The organism is Paenibacillus crassostreae, from assembly GCF_001857945.1.
Lineage (GTDB): Bacteria > Bacillota > Bacilli > Paenibacillales > Paenibacillaceae > Paenibacillus_AQ > Paenibacillus_AQ crassostreae.
This window is the reverse complement of the sequence record NZ_CP017770.1, coordinates 3,814,406-3,832,636: the sequence shown is the minus strand read 5'-3', so window position 1 is coordinate 3,832,636 and position 18,231 is coordinate 3,814,406. Positions and strand designations below refer to the sequence as shown.

Here is an 18,231-nt window from a genome sequence, read left to right as displayed (position 1 = left end):
CCCGAAAGTGAGATTAAGGTTCAAATTTTAAACAATTAATCCGATAAACATTATATATACATATAAAAAGGGAGAGTACATTATGCAAAGACAACTTAAGAATTGGTTTAAAAACCTATCTGCAAGTAGTATGATGAATAGCTTCAAGAACATTTTGAATGCCCGTAAAAACCGGACCATTACTGTGCAATTAATATCGATGTTAGTAGTGATCACTTTTGTAAGTGTTGCTGCTGGAATCATCATTATTTTGGGTAATCGGGGCGTTGCACAAGGAATCAAATCTTCAAATTATGCGACCGAACAAGAAACGAACTACGTTAAAGTTGCTGATAAAATGCAGCGTGATTTATTATGGATGATCGATATACTTGAGACCAACAATACTGAATTTCTTGAAACTTTAAGTTCAGATATCGCTTCCCTTCCTGCCGATATGGAAAATTTGACAGTACAGTTTACTGCTTTTGACGAGCACTTAAATTTAACAAAGGCTCCATTCGTGAACTATATCAAAATATTGAATAATGTTTATTCTACAGTCGTAGAGGTACATCCACAGATCACTACTGACCTAACGGACATGCAGAAAAGCATGTTAAAACAAGAATTATTGGATACCTACACATCTGTATTATCTGAGAGTAAATCAATGTTGAATGATAAATTCCAAACCGTTGTACAAGAAAACCAAGAGAGTCTAGCTAAGAATACTTCCTCAGCTAACGTTGCAATCTATATGAGCAGTATACTTCTAGTGGTATTACCTTTTCTGATGATTATGAACTTTATTACAAAAATTCGAAAAGGTTTGTCAGGCATCATGAAGCGAATCGATTCCTATCAAATCGGCGATTTCACATATGATGTTAATTTAAATCGTGGTGATGAGTTCGGCATGATCGATCAGAAACTCTCAATCATGGGAACTAACCTTCGGAATAGCATTCAAACTACAATTGATGTTAGTAAGAATGTCTTGGACATCTCGGAGCGGATGGAAAGCATTGCTCAAGATAACAAGGAAGCGTCTATGGATGTAAAGAAAGAAATTGATAATAGTGCACCCGTATTATTAGCACAACTGGATGAGACTACATCCATTTCTGCAGTAACAGAACAAGTATCTGCAAGTACTCAACAAATCGCTGCCTCTAGTGAATATATTAATGATAATATGAAAATAATGAATCATTCTTCACTAGAAGGTATGACGCAAATGAATAAGGTCGTCCAATTAGTAGTTCAAACAGGATCAGAGTTTGAACAATTAATGCAAGTATTTGATACGATGTCTGAACGATATAATCATATCGAGCGCACGCTTACCGGTATACAAGATATGAATACCCAAACTAATCTATTATCCTTGAATGCTTCTATTGAAGCAGCACGGGCTGGAGAGCACGGGAGAGGATTTGCTGTTGTAGCTGAGGAAATTCGTAAGCTATCGGACAATACCAAATCTCTCTCTGAGGAAATAAATAAAGACATTATTCTTATTAAATCCAATATGACCTCATGTGGTCATAGTCTTGCAAACTTCTCAGATGTCATTCAGGAAACGAAGTCAATTTCCGAAGAGTCCAGTGTAACATTCCAACAATTGGATTCACAGAGTTCCATTCTTGTTGGTCAAGTTAGTGAAATTTCAGTAGCCATCAGTGAAATTGCTACAAGTATGACTAATATTGTTACTTCCGTGGAAACATTATCGAACTCATCTTCTGATGTAAATACGCGTATGCAGCTTGTAGATAACATTTCTCAAAATCAGAACGAAATATCAGATCAATTATATGGTCTAACTCAAACATTAAAGAACGCATCGACAAATTTAAGTGAAAGTACCGTTAATTTCACCGTATAACTATAAGCTTTGCCCTGCAAAACAAAAATCCTCACATGTGGTAATAACTCACATGCGAGGATTTTTGTTATTAACATGCTACACTTCTACTTTCCGATCAATAAGCTTCATCATAATGTAAACAAAGACTACAGAACATAGTAGTTCAAAGACCATCGAACCTATAAACTCACCTGAATAATATACTGAGTTAGAAGAAGTATCAGATGCAAAGATTCCGAATAATCCAACTTCATAGCCATCAAATAATTTTGTATTAATCCAGGATATAGCATTCACGATTAGGAAGAAACATACAATCCCAATCCAAAAGCTACCTTTTATACGGATGCTAGCAGCAATCGTTATAGCTAAGAAGATCGTAATGAAGAGACTTAAGATTATCCATAGCATACTTAAGAGCGATAATATAATATCACTAGGATACTTACTTATCTGATCCCAAACGATCTGTAAGCCATCTTGTGCATAGAGATAGATAAATGCATGAATAACTACTATGAAGCATAAGACTACTAAACTTAACGTTCCCATTATAATAGGCGAAAAGATAGTCTTTAACGTATGCACAGGCAATAATTTTCGATGATAGGATTGGAGATTATATTTAAATGTACGGATTGGTGTAATAAACAAAATTACCCCAGCGATAATATAAGCAAATATACCAAGTCCCATTCGTCTTTCTACATCATTCATAAAGAGCAACATGGATAGTTGGGCTAATATAAGTACTACTGTAACACCTAGGATCAAAGCAGCATTTCGCTTGAAGTCATACTTCAACAATTTCATCATTCTGCATACACCTCTTTAAACATGTCATCGACGCTTTTTCCATATTTAATCCGTATATTCTCTACTTCTTCTTTCATAACAATCTCTCCTTCACGAATAAAGACCACTTCATCAAAGATTCGCTCAATATCACGTACAAGGTGAGTAGAGATAATAAGACTACTATTCTCATTGTAAAATTCCACAATCGCATCTAAAATTTTGCCACGTGCAACGGGGTCAACTCCACCAATAGGCTCATCTAGTAAATATAGACGTGCATCCCGTGAGAGTGTTAACGTGAGTTGTAATCGTTCATTCATTCCTTTCGACAATATACTAACGCGATCATTTTCATTCAAGTTCATGAATTTCAGCATCTCTCGTGCTTTGGCAATGTCGAAATCTTGATAGAAATCTTGAAAATAAGCTATAGCATCTCGAACTTTCATCCACGATTCCGTTAAAGGTCGATCAGGCATGAACGCCACTAGACTTTTAGTATTAAGTCCAACGGGTATCCCCGTAACTGATACTGTTCCTTTAGTTGGTTGTAGCAACCCTGAGACCATTTTCATCAGTGTACTCTTCCCGCTTCCATTACTCCCAAGAAGACCTACAATCTTCCCTGGTGCAATTTCAAGCGTGACATCGTCTAATGCTCGCTTAGAACCATAAGATTTAGTCACGTTATTTATTTGTAATAGATTACTCAACTTCGCTCGCTCCTTTCTGTTTACCTTGATTAGATGAAGACGGTGCGACTTTCACTGCCTCAGATACAATAGATACAATGTCTTGCTCTGCAAATCCTAGTTCTTGCATACCATAGATAAATTGATTCAAAAGTTCGCCTGCCATTTCTTTTTTTATCGCCATAATTTTCACTTCCTCACTTGTCACATATCTTCCGAGACCACGTCTCGTCTCAACAATCTCTTCACGCTCTAATTCCTGAAAGGTACGCTGAATCGTATTGGGATTTATCTGTAATTCAGCTGCTAGTTCACGGACGGATAATACTTTATCCCCAGCCTTCAGAGTCCCTGTTACGATCTGTCTCTTGATGTAATTCATGATTTGTAAATAGATCGGTAGATTATTATCGAATTCAATACTCACAATTGGTAATTCTCCTTCCTTCGTATTACTGTTATAGTTAAATAGTACACTGTGATTGTATTGTTGTAAAGCCCTTTTTTATTCATCATTGTTACCTTCAAACATTTTCGCTTATAATAATCATGATATAATGCCTCTTTATTTGTAGTAATCCTACGATAAGGGATATTGACTAGTACGGCGAGGGAGAAGATCATCTTGGAGACACCTATCGAACAGCCCATTCAAAAAGTGGTTGAAGTCTGTTTATTAGCAGGGAAAATCATGTTAGAGAGTGGTGCAGAAACTTATCGAGTAGAAGATACTATGACCCGGATAGCAACTGCCTTCGGACTTCCAGAGTCACATAGTTTTGTGATGCCAACAGGGATTATTTTTCAACCAGATGGTGGAGATTCAGCTAAGCTGAACCGGATCATGGAACGGACGACCAATCTTCGGAAAGTGGATGCTGTAAATGCCATCTCAAGACAGTTATGTAATGGGGAACTTTCTATTATAGATGCAGTAAAATCACTACATAAAATCGACAAAGAGGGCTCTGACTACTCAATCCGTTTGCAGATTACCGCAGCTTCTATAGCTAGTGCTTGTTTTGCAATCATGTTTAAAGGCTCTTGGCAGGATTTCATTCCTGCTATGATTAGTGGTGGATTAGGATATTTATTCTTTATATATTTCCATCGTTTAGTAAAAGTTAAATTTTTCGCCGAGCTGATTGCATCCTTTTGCATTGGTATCGTTTCGTTTATTCTGACTTCTGTTGGGTTAGGTCAGTCAGTAGATATCATTATCATCGGTTCCGTCATGCCATTAGTTCCAGGTCTACTGATCACAAACGCAGTTCGTGATTTGATGGCCGGACATCTTGTATCAGGGGTATCACGAGGCGTTGAGGCGTTTCTGACAGCTTTTGCGATTGGGGCAGGTGTTGCAATTGTTTTCATCATTTTATAAATTGAAAGAGGACAACATATCATGATTGCACAATTAATTACGAGTTTTATAGCTACAGCTGGCTTTGCCATTCTCTTCAACTCTCCTCGTCGTGCGTTGGTCCAATGTGGTCTTGTTGGCATGCTAGGATGGATTACCTATGTTATGTTGTTAGAACATGTTAACAACATAGTTGCTACATTACTTGCTACCCTGTTAATCGGTGTGATTAGCCAGTTTTTTGCCAAACTTTATAAAATGCCGGTTATTATTTTTAGTGTAGCGGGAATTATTCCGTTAGTTCCTGGTGGTCTCGCTTATGATTCCATGCGTAGATTTGCTCAGAATGATTACAACACAGCCATCCATTTAGGTGTGCAAGCTCTTTTACTATCCGGAGCCATTGCTCTAGGTCTTGTATTATCTGAAGTATTGAACCAGACTCTTCGTAATAAAAATAATAACTAAGATTTCTATTGACTTTGACAATGAGAATCATTATCATAATTGAATGGATGAATATTTATACAGATACTAGATACGGCAATTTGCCAACAAATGATGATGGGGGAACGATATGTATACAAGAAATCTATTGGTTAAGAAAAAATTGGGATTTATATTGGTCAGTATCATGGTTGTTGCGTTATTACTAAGTGGTTGTGGTAACAACAATGCGGCTGTGAACAATGCAAACAAAACTACAGAAACTCCAACAGCAGACAATTCAACAACTAGTACTGAAGTAGCGGCACCCGCAGAGAAAACCGTAATCGATAGCATGGGACATTCCGTTGTTATCCCGGCCAATCCTGAACGAATTATCGGTTCATATCTGGAAGACTATCTTGTAACGCTTGGAATAGCTCCAGTAGCACAATGGTCAGTTGCCAATGGTATACAAGATTACCTTTCCACTGGTCTGAAGGATATCCCTACAATCAGTTATGATCTACCGCCCGAAGCAGTTGCAAGCTTCACTCCTGATCTCATTATCATTGGAGCAGAATCTCAAGTAGAGAACGGCCTTTATGAACAATATTCCAAAATTGCACCTACTTATGTATTAGGTTCTGAAGTCAATTCGGATTGGAGAACGGCACTGACTACCATTGCTGAAATCGTAGGTAAATCTGATGTTGCTGAGAAAGCACTTCAAGATTATGATCAAAAAGTTGCTGATACAAAAGTAAAACTTACGGAAGCCATTCAAGAACAATCAGCAGCCATTCTATGGTTAACAGGTAAACAATTCTACCTAGTTGATGAGACATTATCTAGTGGCGCTGTACTATATAGCGACCTTGGTATGACTCCTCCGAACTTAGTTGCTGAGATTCCTCAAGATGCCAAAGCAACATGGAATCCTATCTCACTTGAGAAATTAGCAACACTAGATGCTGATCATATATTTATTCTTAACAGTGATAAGGGTCAAGATGATGATACGACTAAGAGTACTATTTGGAGTAATCTAGCTGCTGTCAAAGCAGGCAATGTATATGAACTAGAATCGACAAGTAGCTGGTTATATACTGGATATATCGCTGGTGTACAAGTAATGGACGATGTAATCGCTAATCTTGTTAAATAGAATCAATTTCATAATTACGCAAACTTATTAAAATGTAACTATAGATTGACAGAATGAGTCATTCTGATCAATCTATAGTCCTTATTTAAGCTGCATAAGCGATTATGAAATTGATTCAAATATAATAATAAATTAGGGAGTGTCCTCAAGCCATGAATACGGCTTGGGACACTCCCTTTTCTAATCTATTCTAACTTCGTTATACTTCTCTTGCTAACATATAAAGAAAATAAGGTGCACCTATCAAAGCCACTACAATACCAGCTGGTATCTCTGTAGGCTGCAATATAGCTCTCCCTAAAGTATCCGCTAGAATGAGCATTAGAGCACCTATCAATGCTGAGGCAGGTAATAAATACTTATGTTGTGGACCTATCAATCTTCGCGCTAAATGAGGGCCTATCAATCCTACGAAGGCAATCCCCCCACTAACAGAAACACAAGACGCTGCTAATGCGATGGCTATTCCTAGAAGCTTCATACGTTCTTTCTCTACTGATATTCCAAAACCTGTAGCAACTTTATCACCAAATCCAAATGCATCTAAGATACGTGCCTTATAGAATGCATATGGAAGCAGTATGACTAACCATGGAATCAAAGCTAGAACGAAATCCCAGCTACTTCCCCATATCCTTCCTACTAGCCATACTGCAATCATATCATAATCATTATGATTCAGACGAAGCGAAAGCACCGTTAATATCGCACCCAAACCAGCAGATACGGCAATTCCAACAAGAATGAGTCGAATTGGGATGAGACCATCTTGTTTACTATAAGCTAATAAATATATAACCATACCTGTGAGACTAGCTCCTAGTAACGCCAGAAATGGCAACAATAACGTCGGTGCAGGCGTATTACTTGGGAAGAATGAAACAAACAGTACTACTGCTAATCCAGCACCAATTGTAATTCCTAGCAAACCTGGATCAGCTAATGGATTACGAGTTACCCCTTGTAGGATACAGCCTGACACAGCAAGCCCCGCACCTACTAGAATGGAGATAATAATTCGTGGAAGTCTGAATTCAAACAATATAAGATTTTGGAAATCTGTTCCTTGGCCTAAAATTGTATTAAGCACTTCCATAGGTGTTAGAGTAGATACGCCAGTGTTCATACTAATAATAAATGTAATGAAGATTAGAAATGCGAATATCAATATTAATGTAATTTTGTAGCTCTTCTTTTTTACTTTCTCCGGTCGGTTCAACTTGTTCAACTTCATGAAAGATTCCTCCCCTCTTTACGCGCCACATAAAGAAAGAATGGAACACCGAGTATCGCGATCAACGCCCCAATAGGTGACTCAAAGGGCGCATTAATCATTCTAGCACCAATATCAGCAACGGTTAGAAGAATTCCTCCTAGTATGGCTGAACAAGGTATGATCCAACGGTAATCCACGCCTACAAGAAGCCTTGCGATATGTGGAATAACAAGACCTACAAAGGAAATGGGTCCCGCAATCGAAACTGAGACGCCAGCTAGAATCAGAACTATCAGTGCTCCAAGCACCCTCACTATAGTCATTCGTTGACCTAATCCTTTGGCTATTTCATCTCCAAGACTAAGAATCGTGATGGAGCGCGACAAAAGTAGTGCGCAGATCAACCCAAGTAAGATCCATGGTGTTATTATTTCTAATTGGTTCCATTTCGCTCCTGCTGTTCCACCAGCGAACCAAAAAGCAATATCCTGACTCAAATTTGTATAAATGGCTACCCCTTCACTAAGAGCTGTGAATAAGGCACTGATCGCAGATCCTGCAAGTACAAGTCGAATAGGAGTCATACCTTTACGTGAAAGTGCTCCGATACCATAGACTAAAATCAAACTTATTGCTGCTCCAATAAAAGATAATAGCATCATCCAGTTATATGATAACCCTGGAAAGAAGGCAAAAGAGATGGCTACCATAAATATCGCCCCTGCATTAATGCCTAGAATTCCAGAATCAGCCATTGGATTTCTGGTCATGCCTTGCATAATAGCACCTGCCACTGCAAATCCTGCTCCAACTAAGATATCCGCTAATGCTCTTGGCACACGTATTTCTTGAATGATCCCATGTTCTGTTATGTTTGAATTGTAATGAAAGATTGCATCCCATACCGTACGTAGCGGAATGTTAACCGCGCCTACTGATATAGACAACATCAATCCTACAATTAATACCAGCATTCCTATAATGAGCACGAATATTGCCATTCTAGGACGTCTGTAAATAGGCTGACTAATCAATCTCTCCGTTTCACTTTCTTTCTCACTTTTTAATTTTTTCAACATGAGCTACCCTCTTCTATTTATTTCCTAATGTACTTATAACTGATAACAATTATCATTAACTAGTTTATCAGTTGCTTAAATGAGTGTCTATCTTTAAATATCAATGAATATAACGTATGATAGCAGTGAAGCTATTTCTAAGGAGGGACATATCCATGTCTACAAGTAAAGCTAAAAAGATCCGGCAAAAGCTAGAAAAGCAAGGTAAATTGAATCCTGAACTCATGCGAGGTTCTTGGATGGGTGTTAATCCGATTGTTCGAACAATGCCCACACTGAAACAGAAAGTCTCACATCTTCATAAGAAGCACAAAAGGAATCCGGGCTTAGACAGCAACGATTCCTTTTTATATACTCACTTTAATAAAATCCTGCTGATTTCTTCGTAATTCTTAACAATATAATGAGGTGTATGATTAGATTCTGGTTGAGCATTCCTAGGATTGAACCACAACATGTTCCATCCTGCATTCATTGCTCCTACAACATCATTACGCCATGTATCTCCGATATAATAACTATGTTCTGCCGTCGTTTCTGTCATCTCATTTACATAAGCAAATAATCGTGGATCAGGCTTGTCTAAACCAACCCCACCCGAAACGAATATATGATTATCAAGAATCACATCATCCAGACATAATGACTTAATCTTTCTCATTTGATGTTCTAGTGGACCGTTCGTAATTAGCCCGACTGTAACACCCTGAACTTGTAACTGTTTAAGTAATACAATTGCTCCATCATAGGGCTTAATCTTAAACTGTCTCGCTAGATATTGTGACTGAACTTCCACTGCTTGTTCCTTAGTAAGGCTTATACCAAATTCTTCAAGAGCGAGAATATACCGCTTACTTCGCATCTCCTCCAGAATTGCCACGCCATCCACAGCATTTACATTTCTATTCTGTTCCGTTAACAGATCACTGTAATATCTAACCCTGTGATAAGCTGATTCATAAGGGAACTCTTCCGCTAGAAGAAGTACATGCTGTAGTGCAAATCGAAGTGGATCTAAATGATCATAGAGTGTGTCATCTACATCAAAGAATACACCAATCGTTGAATTAACTTGTCCCAAAATAACGTCCCTCCCTGCTTTCTTACCCAACAGTTGCATTAATAATAATTCATCTTCATTCTAGATTAATTATGTTTGTCTCTCTTCTGAATTTCGTGTACTCCCATCACTACGGCAACTAATTCATAACTATCTAATTCCTTGGCGTCATTACACAAACGAAAGGCACCTGATTGTAACCAATTGTTTATTCTAGAGAAAGAAGCAACGTTCTCACCATTACTTTTTTGAATTATATATTCTTTTGAAAATGCAGGTGATGTGATTTCAAAGATTCCCCGGTTATCCGTTTCGTACTCATACTTTTTTTTAAGGAAACTCATTCGTCTACTTAATACACCTAACTGTATATCTCTTCGATCAGCAATAACCCATTTATTTAATAACATCCGAAACTTCCCTGTACATGCGAGTTGTCCAGAAGAAACATATACATCAAGGGAAGAACTAAACGCCGATTTCAAATCAATTCTACCTATCACTTCTCCTGCGGTATTCATAATATCTGATTCACCTGAACTGAAGAAGTTATCTTTAAAATATAATTCCAATCACAATCTCTCCCTTAACTGATATGGAGTTCCTATTGGATATCTCACCGTATTCTAACACAATCATTTAATGGTAGACTATGTTACTTACTATATACAAGATTGCCTGGGAAATAGAATGATAAATGTTGAATAAGCAAAAACCCGCTCGAAATATCTGCGGGCTCTACTAATTAAACAGAAATCGCAGGTAATGATTATTTAGAAGAATCAACAAGTTTGAAATCATCATAATGAAAAGCGGGTGCAACAACACAAGTAACAAATGTAGGCTCGTCACTCACAGTTTTCGATGTTTGCCACACATTAGCTGGAACTAATGCTTGTGGTACTTGTCCATTCTCAATATCCATACCTAGAATAATCTTCTCACCATCTTCTGGATGCTCACCTGTACCACCCAAAGACAGTTCAATAGGACCACCAGAATGATATAACCATAATTCATCAGACAACACGACATGCCAAGCAGATACTTCACCTGGATGGAGTAGGAAGTAAGTAGAACTTGCTGCCGCCCGGGCACCCGAATATTGTGGACCTAATACAGTCTTCGGAATTTCATATGAAGCCTTCCATATTTCTTTGAACCAGCCACCTTCAATATGTGGTTCTAGATTCAATAACTTTACCAATGGTGATAGATGTTTTGTCATTTAGAATTCTCTCCTTTGTTATTTATCTAGTTCATTCTCTACATCTTACTACAAGATATCCCATCTTGCCCATAACTCCCGAGGATTCAACTCGTAAATCTCATTTTCCCTATACATGAATTGATGCATAATAAATTCTCTACGAATAGTGGCGAAATCCTCGTGAAATAGTTTGATGAACTGATTGATTTCCTGCTCCGTGTACTTCCTACCGCTCTCTAGCTGACTAACTAAATGCTCCAGAATAATCAGCTTCTTCTTCAATTGAGCTGGTATCTGCTTCAATTTCCCTTCAGGTGTTATAAAGTTTCTTACAACAGAGTCTTGTAGTTTCTTATGAGTATCATCCATATCGTCCCACGCTCCTTCTTTCGCTACATTACGATAGATTACATCAAGAATTGCCGTTGCATTATTGTGAATAAAATATTCATTTAAAGTGAAATAAATCGTATTCTTGTCTCTTCGCTCATTAATTAGACTAGCTTCACGCAATTTATTAGCATGATGAGTTATGGTGGCAGGTGTAACACATAGCTTCTCAGCTAATATTTGGCCATTACATTCACCTTCAGCGAGTATGATCAGAATCTTTATTCTTGTTGGATCTGCCAAAGCTTTATGATAGTTGACTAACTTATCAAGTTGCATGGTTGAATACCTCTCCCTTATCTGATTTAACAATTATCTAATTAGATTGTTATTAAATTAGATACTATTCAACTTCTTCATACTTGTCAAGCCAAATAGCCTGAAGAATAATAATCTTCCGGCTATTTCAATCTATCTTTTAAATTCATCCATATTACCAAACGTACTCATTACCCCGAAGACCACGGCTGGCCAACAGAGTTTACTATCTGCCCTGTCTCTACAGCTTCCTTCATTAATATCGATAGATACTGATCTTGTGATGCTTCAGCTAAACTATAAAATGAGTTCCCTTTATCAGCTACATATAGACCCATTTTATAAAGACAGGTTGCAATAGCAATTTCATCATCAGATAATCTACCTGGAATAAACTGATTCTGATAGAGCCATTCTCCACCTAACTGAATTCCTCTATGATAGTAACCTTCTAGATTCCCATTATGTCCTGTGTCCACTCTGCGAAGTTCATGAAATACTGGAGTCTTATAATCCTCTAAGTAGCTTACTTCCTGATTCATAATCTCTCCTCGATCACCTCTAACTAATACGCGGTTCTTCCGAATCCAAGAAAAATACTGATCTCCTGTGAAATCGAATACAGCAAGTTTATCAGCGAATTGTAATGTCAGGAGTTGCTGAATTGAATCCTTCCGTTCTTCATAACGGGGTATTCCCTGACGATCAGGACCTTGGATGATGGGTGATACAAACTTTTGACCCGTGATCCTTGCATCTTCATATCCGATTCCAAGGTAATTTCGAATCAGACTTATTCCATGATATCCGTGTGCAGCAGAGATTTGTACCTGCGAAATATCACCAAGCTTACCCGATCGTGACAAAGCTATCCGAGCAGCATGCATCGGTTGGAATAAATATTGCTCCGCAATTTCAATCTTTGCATTTCTCGGGACAGACTTATATAGCCGAATTAAACCATCAACATCTGGGGCAGGTGGTGTTTCAGCTAAAATGGGTATATCAAGGTTGCTCAATTGAATGATCAATTCTGGATTAGCTTCCCATATCACCGACAACACTACAAATGCATAGTCCATCTGATTCACAAATTCATCTAAATGACTAACTGTGCGCACATTCCATTGTCGTTCCATAGCTCGCGCCTTCTTCTCATCACGAACAAAAATACGACTCACTTCAAATTGTTCTGGTAGTTCCTTTGCAATACGGAGATAGAACTCCGCTCTCCAACCCCCGCCAATGATTCCGAACACAATTTTATCCATTTGTTTGCCTCCTTCACCAATCATAGGAATAGATAAAGATATCTTTATGCATTCAATGATGTATTACAAACTCGTCCAACTTTTCTCCATCCTTATCATATGCCTGAAAAGTTAAGGAGTCGCCTTTAATTTGAACTCCTGCAAACATTTGCTTTTCATTCTGAAAATGGACCTGATGATAAAATTGATTACCCTTCTGCTCGTTGAACTTTTGTCCTGCAGTATTCGTAACGACATACACCGTTCCTTCATGATCGTTAATCATGTTATCACCATCACCTACAATTTCTCCATCTCGCAAAGGATATGAACGTGAATACTCATGATTATGACCTTGTAACACAAGATCCACCTTATATTGATCGAATATGGATACCCAATCACCTACTTTTTTGTTCATATTACCTCCGTATGCTCCTCTATGCATGGCTACAATCTTCCACGGTAACTCCGTAGCTGCTAGATCCTCTTCTAACCACGTTGTCTGTTCTTTAATATTTGATTCGGTATTTAAGATAACAAAATGTGCTGATCCATAGTCAAAAGAGTAGGATGTTCCTTCGATTGAGTTCTCTGCACCATTATTCGGTAAATTGAAATGAGAAGTGAAATGATCTGCTACGCCATCTACCTCATCATGATTCCCCGTAACAGGCATTAATGGCACTTGCGATACCCATGGCTCAGCTTCACTAAAGAAATGATCCCACGCTTTATCATCATCAGATTCTTCAGTCATATCACCATTATGTATGATAAATTGAGCTGTTGGAAAAATCTCAAATGCTTTATTCAACGTTTTGCCCCAAAGTATAAAATCCTCTTCTGTAATGCCCTGTGAATCCGTAACATTAATGAATGTAAATTCATTCAATGATCTAGCTTCCGTCGTAAATATTGCAGGCTTGCTCCAATCTTTATCCCCCCCGCTACCAACGCGATAGGAATATGTTGTTCCTGGCTCAAGATTACTGACTTTCGCTTTATGAACCCCTTGAACCTGCTGACTGCTTGCTATAGTAGATGTAATTCCAGTAATTGTTGTAACAAGCTCTTTATCAAATTTCAATTCAGATCCTTTAACTATCTGTAGTACAGATGAAACATTAGAGTTATCCGTATACCACGTAAATGCTCGACTTGTCTTAGCATCGTCTATGAACGTCATCACCAGTGACTTTGGCTTTTTCCTTTGATCCGCCTTCATCCATTCCAGACCAATAACAATAGTTAATATTAATAGACCTATTAAGAGTAGCCAGATTACTTCTTTTTGCAATCTCATCTCACGCCTCCCAATACCTGAAATTATTCATATATTGATTCCCTTGTTGTTTATTACGATACCGTTCCAAGACTAACAAAGTCAATTACAACGAAATCATTCATCCCTATTTGTAAATTCTATGTAAAATATTCAGTTAACATTCAGTTTACACTCAGAGAAAAATCAGGTTTATGCATTATACTTTTTTTCATGGCAACGAAGAAAAGAGGTGTGATTTATAAATGAATCTAAAGTACCGTAATGAACTTAAATATTTCATTAATCAGCATCAATACCATATTATCCGTCAAAGATTAAAAAACCTCGTACAGCAAGATGAGCATGTTGGATCTAATGGAGAATATTCTATTCGAAGCCTGTACTTCGATGATATTAACAATAAAGCTCTGCATGAGAAATTAGGGGGAGTTCGTGACCGTTCCAAGTACCGAATCCGAATTTATAATAAAGACGATAAGATCATTCATTTCGAGAAAAAGATTAAATTCAGAGATTATATCGCTAAAGATAAAGAACCCCTAACTAGAGAAGTTGCCGATGAACTAATAGCCGGTAATTACGAAGTGTTATGTGACTCAGACAAGCCTTTACTAAAGGAATTATGTAATGAAATGAAAGTTAATTTACTACGTCCAAGGGTCATTGTCGATTATGTTCGAGAACCCTATGTATGCGCTAATGGGAATGTCAGAATTACCTTTGATAAAGAACTTCGAACCGGTCTTCATTCTGTGAACATGTTCGATAAGAACCTGCATTGTGTAAGTGCTATCGACAACAATCTTATTATTCTAGAAGTTAAATATGATGAGTACATTCCGGAATATATTAGAATCGCCTTACAAATTGAAGGTCTAAACAAACAATCTGCTTCAAAATATGTTATATGTCGTAAATATCTAAAGACCAATTCCTGGGAGGATTATTAATTATGAGTGCAACAACTGCTAATGAAACAACTAATTTTACAGATATAATAAAGAATACGGTGATTGATAATTTTGTATCTGATATCAGTCTCTCCAAAATATTGATCACGATGGTTGTTTCATTTATAATCGGATTCTTCATCTTTCTTCTGTACAAGCGTGTATTTAGTGGAGTTCTATATTCTAAAAGCTTTAATGTATCCCTCATCGGGATGACCATGGTTACTTCAATGATCATTATCGCAATTAATTCTAATTTAGTACTATCTCTCGGTATGGTCGGAGCACTCTCCATTGTTCGCTTTAGAACACCTATTAAAGATCCTACTGATCTGATCTTCTTGTTCTGGTCTGCGGCTGTTGGTATCATATGTGGTGCAGGATTTTTCACTCTCGCAGTGATCGGTTCAGTTATTGTCGGTTTGATCATGTTCCTATTTATCAAAAGATCATCCATTGAAACCCCTTATTTACTTGTCGTGAACTGTGATGATGATACCAGTGAACTTGCGATTCATAAAGAACTCAATTCAACTGTTAAACGGTTTAACGTGAAACAAAAAACAGTAACAAACGGCAACATTGAATTAACATTAGAAATTCGCTTAGACGACAAAGAAGGAAGCTTTGTTAACAAACTAAATGGCATAACTGGAGTTAAAAATGCCATACTTATAAGCTATAGCGGCGACTATGTATCATAAGGATGGGATGGTGTTAATAAGATGAAAGCAAAATCATTGAAGCTTCTTCTATGCACCTGTTCCATCTTCACCATTATAGCTTTGGTAGGATGTACAGCGAATGAGTCTACAAAAGGCATAGAAGATTCCGAGGTCGCGAGTACCACTAAGACCTCAGCGGATGATGAAAATATAGCTACCAACGTATTTCCTAAAGATGAAGTCATTGACGTCAAGATAACCATTGATGAAGAAGACTTTCAAAGTATGTTAGACAATGCATCAGCAGAAGAAATGATGACTGCATCTGTGAATTATAATGGGGTGCAGCTAGATAATGTCGGTATACGCACGAAGGGGAATCTCAGTTTACGAAGTGTAGTTAGCATGGAAGATTCGGAACGATATAGCTTTAAGCTATCTTTTGATGAATATATATCTTCCCAGACGTTCTTTGGAATCAGTAAAATAAATCTTAACAACAGTTATAGTGATGCGAGCTATATGCGAGAATATCTAGCTTATGAGCTTGCAGAAGAAATGGGACTTCCCACGCCGGGATATTCATTTGTAAACATTTATATTAATGATGAACTATGGGGATTCTACTTAGCTGTTCAACAAATTGATGATCAGTATCTTCAATCAAACTTCGGAAATTCTTATGGAGCATTATACAAAGCCGACATGAGTGGCTCAGGGAATGACCTCGCCTGGATTGATGATAATATTGAATCCTATTCCGGACTTCTTCAGAAATCCGAATTATCTAACGATGATATTCTTGTTGATATGATAAATGAGTTGAATAACGGAAGTGACTATGAAAAATACTTAGATGTTGAAGAAGCACTGAAATTCATTGCGCTGAATGTCTTAACGAATAACAGCGATAGCTATCTCGGAGGAAATAAGCATAACTACTATTTATATGAAGATGATGGTGTTTTCTCCATTCTCCCTTGGGACTATAATATGGCATTTGGCGGAATGGGATCTATGGGATCTTCGAGTCTTCTGATCGATGAACCCACTCAAGGTAACTTAGTAGATCGACCTCTAGTTGCCAAACTTCTTGCTGTAGATGAGTACAAAGAAATGTATCACGACATTCTTCAACAAGCGACTGAAGGATATCTATTATCCTCCACATTTAGCGAACGAGTTGAAGAACTTTCCACCATGATTTCGACCTACGTTGAGAAAGACCCAACTGCCTTCAATACATTCGATGAGTATCAGAACTCTGTAACGGAACTCGTAACTATTAACGACACCCAAGTGAGTTCTATTGATCAACAACTTGCTGGAACCATAGCATCCTCCGGTGACGGGTCAGGTAGCGGTGGCGGAATGGGCATGGGTGGTGGCAGGAATCGAGGGATGGGTGAGGGTCGAGGTGAATTTGATATACCAGCTATGGCTGGCGTTAATGAACAGACCTCACCGACAGCACTAGATACTCAGGGCGCATCTAGTATACCTACTCAAGGTGCTCCTTCTGCTCCTGCCGATGGAAACACGCCTTCTCAAGGTGAACAAGGCTTCCCAGCCGATATTCCCGAAGATATGCCAGCTTATTTCGAAGCTGGTGGATTCCCTGGAGGCGGTATGGGCGGTGAGCGTCCAGAAGGAATGGGTGGCGGATTTGGGGGATTTGGCGAGCGGAGCAATCAACCGCAAGGAAGTGTAAAAGAGGCGATCACTGCGGGAATTGCACTAGTTATCATGCTCTTATCCGGTATGTTCATTACCTTCTATAAACGTAAAAAACTCTAATAGTAAATAATCCCTTCCGATTTCGGAAGGGATTATTATTGCTATCTCAATCACTATAATTGAACTTAATATTAAGCTTTCAAATCTGTTTTCTTAGTAAACAACTCGCTTATTAATATCCCAAAATCAATATCAATAAGGTTATCCACTCTATAAAAAGCTGGGTCAAATTCAAGTGATTTCGTTATTTCATTCGGTGTGACAATACAATGCATCCCAGCAGCCGCTGCCGCAAGGGATCCGTTCGGTGAATCTTCAATTGCAATTGCCTCTTCAGCCTTAACACCCAGACATTCCAATGTCTGCAAATACAACTCAGGATCAGGTTTCACATTCTCCACATCATCCGATGTTCGAATACACTCGAAATAATGGCGAATTCCTAATTGATCTAAATATTTATCCACCCATTCTCGCGAAGAACTTGAAGCGAGACCTATTTTAATTCCGGAAGTTCTAGCAGCTTCAAGATATTCTAAGATACCAAGACGGACTTTCTCTTTCTCCATTAACTGAGAGTATCGTAACTTTATCGATTGTCGGAATTGTTTCCGATCAATTGGAAGCTTCATCTCTGTGATTAAATATTCATAAGGATCAAAGTTATTTAGATTTGTTCCGATACATTGGGAGTACAAATCTAAAGTCAAATTGACTCCATATTTTTCGTATGCCTGACGAAAGGAAACAAACCAAGCTGTTTCTGTATCAATAATCGTTCCATCCAGATCAAAAATCAACGCCTTTATCATTGTATTCCTCCAGTATA

At 38.0% G+C, this 18,231-nt stretch carries 20 protein-coding genes; 8 read left to right on the top strand and 12 right to left on the bottom strand.

What is annotated here, in order from left to right; genetic code table 11:
• Positions 1-82 precede the first annotated feature (82 nt).
• The gene (locus LPB68_RS17660; RefSeq protein ID WP_068656506.1) at positions 83-1,870 is read left to right on the top strand and encodes a methyl-accepting chemotaxis protein; all 1,788 of its coding nucleotides are present in this window, start codon (positions 83-85) and stop codon (positions 1,868-1,870) included.
• A gap of 78 nt (positions 1,871-1,948) precedes the next feature.
• On the opposite strand, the gene LPB68_RS17655 is transcribed toward LPB68_RS17660, so the two are convergent.
• From LPB68_RS17655 to LPB68_RS17645, 3 genes are read right to left on the bottom strand one after another with little or no spacing between them, the layout of a single operon-like run.
• The gene (locus LPB68_RS17655) at positions 1,949-2,668 is read right to left on the bottom strand and encodes a hypothetical protein (RefSeq protein ID WP_068656510.1); all 720 of its coding nucleotides are present in this window, start codon (positions 2,666-2,668) and stop codon (positions 1,949-1,951) included.
• The gene (locus tag LPB68_RS17650; RefSeq protein ID WP_068656512.1) at positions 2,665-3,363 is read right to left on the bottom strand and encodes an ABC transporter ATP-binding protein; all 699 of its coding nucleotides are present in this window, start codon (positions 3,361-3,363) and stop codon (positions 2,665-2,667) included. Before LPB68_RS17650 ends, LPB68_RS17655 begins: the two co-directional genes overlap by 4 nt.
• Positions 3,356-3,769: a GntR family transcriptional regulator gene (locus LPB68_RS17645; protein ID WP_068656514.1), complete on the bottom strand. Its 414-nt coding sequence runs from the start codon at positions 3,767-3,769 to the stop codon at positions 3,356-3,358. Before LPB68_RS17645 ends, LPB68_RS17650 begins: the two co-directional genes overlap by 8 nt.
• Positions 3,770-3,967: 198 nt before the next feature.
• On the opposite strand from LPB68_RS17645, the gene LPB68_RS17635 reads away from it, so the two are divergent.
• The 3 genes from LPB68_RS17635 (at position 3,968) to LPB68_RS17625 (ending at position 6,299) form a co-directional block, all read left to right on the top strand.
• On the top strand, positions 3,968-4,726 hold the full coding sequence (locus LPB68_RS17635; RefSeq protein WP_257786616.1) for a threonine/serine exporter family protein: 759 nt from the start codon (positions 3,968-3,970) through the stop codon (positions 4,724-4,726).
• A gap of 21 nt (positions 4,727-4,747) precedes the next feature.
• Positions 4,748-5,173: a threonine/serine exporter family protein gene (locus LPB68_RS17630; protein WP_068656518.1), complete on the top strand. Its 426-nt coding sequence runs from the start codon at positions 4,748-4,750 to the stop codon at positions 5,171-5,173.
• A 109-nt stretch (positions 5,174-5,282) separates the two neighbouring features.
• Positions 5,283-6,299 (top strand): ABC transporter substrate-binding protein, encoded by a 1,017-nt coding sequence (locus LPB68_RS17625; RefSeq protein WP_068656520.1) that lies wholly within the window; start codon positions 5,283-5,285, stop codon positions 6,297-6,299.
• Positions 6,300-6,498: 199 nt separating this feature from the next.
• On the opposite strand, the gene LPB68_RS17620 is transcribed toward LPB68_RS17625, so the two are convergent.
• Entirely contained in the window at positions 6,499-7,533 is a 1,035-nt protein-coding gene (locus LPB68_RS17620) for a FecCD family ABC transporter permease (RefSeq protein ID WP_068656522.1), read from the bottom strand.
• Positions 7,530-8,594, bottom strand: a complete 1,065-nt coding sequence (locus LPB68_RS17615; RefSeq protein ID WP_068656523.1) for a FecCD family ABC transporter permease — start codon at positions 8,592-8,594, stop codon at positions 7,530-7,532. Before LPB68_RS17615 ends, LPB68_RS17620 begins: the two co-directional genes overlap by 4 nt.
• Before the next feature lie 155 nt (positions 8,595-8,749).
• Here LPB68_RS17615 and LPB68_RS17610 point away from each other — a divergent pair, with 155 nt between their 5' ends.
• Complete coding sequence (locus LPB68_RS17610; protein WP_068656525.1) at positions 8,750-8,983, top strand: hypothetical protein; 234 nt, start codon at positions 8,750-8,752, stop codon at positions 8,981-8,983.
• Here the strand turns inward: LPB68_RS17610 and LPB68_RS17605 are convergent.
• The 6 genes from LPB68_RS17605 to LPB68_RS17580 all read right to left on the bottom strand — a co-directional run bounded on the left by LPB68_RS17605 (position 8,950) and on the right by LPB68_RS17580 (position 14,068).
• Positions 8,950-9,675, bottom strand: coding sequence for an HAD family hydrolase (locus LPB68_RS17605; protein WP_232510176.1), 726 nt, complete (start codon positions 9,673-9,675; stop codon positions 8,950-8,952). The genes LPB68_RS17610 and LPB68_RS17605 overlap by 34 nt on opposite strands.
• Positions 9,676-9,740: 65 nt before the next feature.
• On the bottom strand, positions 9,741-10,226 hold the full coding sequence (locus LPB68_RS17600; RefSeq protein ID WP_068656527.1) for a hypothetical protein: 486 nt from the start codon (positions 10,224-10,226) through the stop codon (positions 9,741-9,743).
• A gap of 197 nt (positions 10,227-10,423) precedes the next feature.
• Positions 10,424-10,882, bottom strand: a complete 459-nt coding sequence (locus LPB68_RS17595; protein ID WP_068656529.1) for a cupin domain-containing protein — start codon at positions 10,880-10,882, stop codon at positions 10,424-10,426.
• Positions 10,883-10,930: 48 nt separating this feature from the next.
• Positions 10,931-11,533 (bottom strand): DUF2087 domain-containing protein, encoded by a 603-nt coding sequence (locus LPB68_RS17590; RefSeq protein WP_068656532.1) that lies wholly within the window; start codon positions 11,531-11,533, stop codon positions 10,931-10,933.
• A 170-nt stretch (positions 11,534-11,703) separates the two neighbouring features.
• Positions 11,704-12,783 (bottom strand): Gfo/Idh/MocA family protein, encoded by a 1,080-nt coding sequence (locus tag LPB68_RS17585; protein ID WP_068656534.1) that lies wholly within the window; start codon positions 12,781-12,783, stop codon positions 11,704-11,706.
• A gap of 52 nt (positions 12,784-12,835) precedes the next feature.
• Positions 12,836-14,068, bottom strand: a complete 1,233-nt coding sequence (locus LPB68_RS17580) for a purple acid phosphatase family protein (protein WP_068656536.1) — start codon at positions 14,066-14,068, stop codon at positions 12,836-12,838.
• Between the two features lie 224 nt (positions 14,069-14,292).
• Between LPB68_RS17580 and LPB68_RS17575 the strand changes: the two genes are divergently transcribed.
• Genes LPB68_RS17575 through LPB68_RS17565 form a run of 3 tightly spaced genes read left to right on the top strand, consistent with a single transcriptional unit; the run spans position 14,293 to position 17,462 of the window.
• Positions 14,293-15,000: a polyphosphate polymerase domain-containing protein gene (locus LPB68_RS17575; RefSeq protein ID WP_068656538.1), complete on the top strand. Its 708-nt coding sequence runs from the start codon at positions 14,293-14,295 to the stop codon at positions 14,998-15,000.
• A gap of 2 nt (positions 15,001-15,002) precedes the next feature.
• Positions 15,003-15,704: a DUF4956 domain-containing protein gene (locus LPB68_RS17570; RefSeq protein WP_068656540.1), complete on the top strand. Its 702-nt coding sequence runs from the start codon at positions 15,003-15,005 to the stop codon at positions 15,702-15,704.
• A 21-nt stretch (positions 15,705-15,725) separates the two neighbouring features.
• On the top strand, positions 15,726-17,462 hold the full coding sequence (locus LPB68_RS17565; RefSeq protein WP_068656542.1) for a CotH kinase family protein: 1,737 nt from the start codon (positions 15,726-15,728) through the stop codon (positions 17,460-17,462).
• Between the two features lie 71 nt (positions 17,463-17,533).
• Here LPB68_RS17565 and LPB68_RS17560 read toward each other — a convergent pair whose 3' ends face one another.
• Positions 17,534-18,214, bottom strand: coding sequence for an HAD family hydrolase (locus LPB68_RS17560; RefSeq protein ID WP_068656544.1), 681 nt, complete (start codon positions 18,212-18,214; stop codon positions 17,534-17,536).
• Positions 18,215-18,231: the final 17 nt, after the last annotated feature.

Coding starts and splice junctions, on each gene's coding strand:
- LPB68_RS17660 (WP_068656506.1), top strand. CDS start 83: ATGCAAAGACAACTTAAGAATTGGTTTAAAAACCTATCTGCAAGTAGT.
- LPB68_RS17655 (WP_068656510.1), bottom strand. CDS start 2,668: ATGATGAAATTGTTGAAGTATGACTTCAAGCGAAATGCTGCTTTGATC.
- LPB68_RS17630 (WP_068656518.1), top strand. CDS start 4,748: ATGATTGCACAATTAATTACGAGTTTTATAGCTACAGCTGGCTTTGCC.
- LPB68_RS17625 (WP_068656520.1), top strand. CDS start 5,283: ATGTATACAAGAAATCTATTGGTTAAGAAAAAATTGGGATTTATATTG.
- LPB68_RS17620 (WP_068656522.1), bottom strand. CDS start 7,533: ATGAAGTTGAACAAGTTGAACCGACCGGAGAAAGTAAAAAAGAAGAGC.
- LPB68_RS17615 (WP_068656523.1), bottom strand. CDS start 8,594: ATGTTGAAAAAATTAAAAAGTGAGAAAGAAAGTGAAACGGAGAGATTG.
- LPB68_RS17610 (WP_068656525.1), top strand. CDS start 8,750: ATGTCTACAAGTAAAGCTAAAAAGATCCGGCAAAAGCTAGAAAAGCAA.
- LPB68_RS17595 (WP_068656529.1), bottom strand. CDS start 10,882: ATGACAAAACATCTATCACCATTGGTAAAGTTATTGAATCTAGAACCA.
- LPB68_RS17590 (WP_068656532.1), bottom strand. CDS start 11,533: ATGCAACTTGATAAGTTAGTCAACTATCATAAAGCTTTGGCAGATCCA.
- LPB68_RS17585 (WP_068656534.1), bottom strand. CDS start 12,783: ATGGATAAAATTGTGTTCGGAATCATTGGCGGGGGTTGGAGAGCGGAG.
- LPB68_RS17580 (WP_068656536.1), bottom strand. CDS start 14,068: ATGAGATTGCAAAAAGAAGTAATCTGGCTACTCTTAATAGGTCTATTA.
- LPB68_RS17575 (WP_068656538.1), top strand. CDS start 14,293: ATGAATCTAAAGTACCGTAATGAACTTAAATATTTCATTAATCAGCAT.
- LPB68_RS17570 (WP_068656540.1), top strand. CDS start 15,003: ATGAGTGCAACAACTGCTAATGAAACAACTAATTTTACAGATATAATA.
- LPB68_RS17565 (WP_068656542.1), top strand. CDS start 15,726: ATGAAAGCAAAATCATTGAAGCTTCTTCTATGCACCTGTTCCATCTTC.
- LPB68_RS17560 (WP_068656544.1), bottom strand. CDS start 18,214: ATGATAAAGGCGTTGATTTTTGATCTGGATGGAACGATTATTGATACA.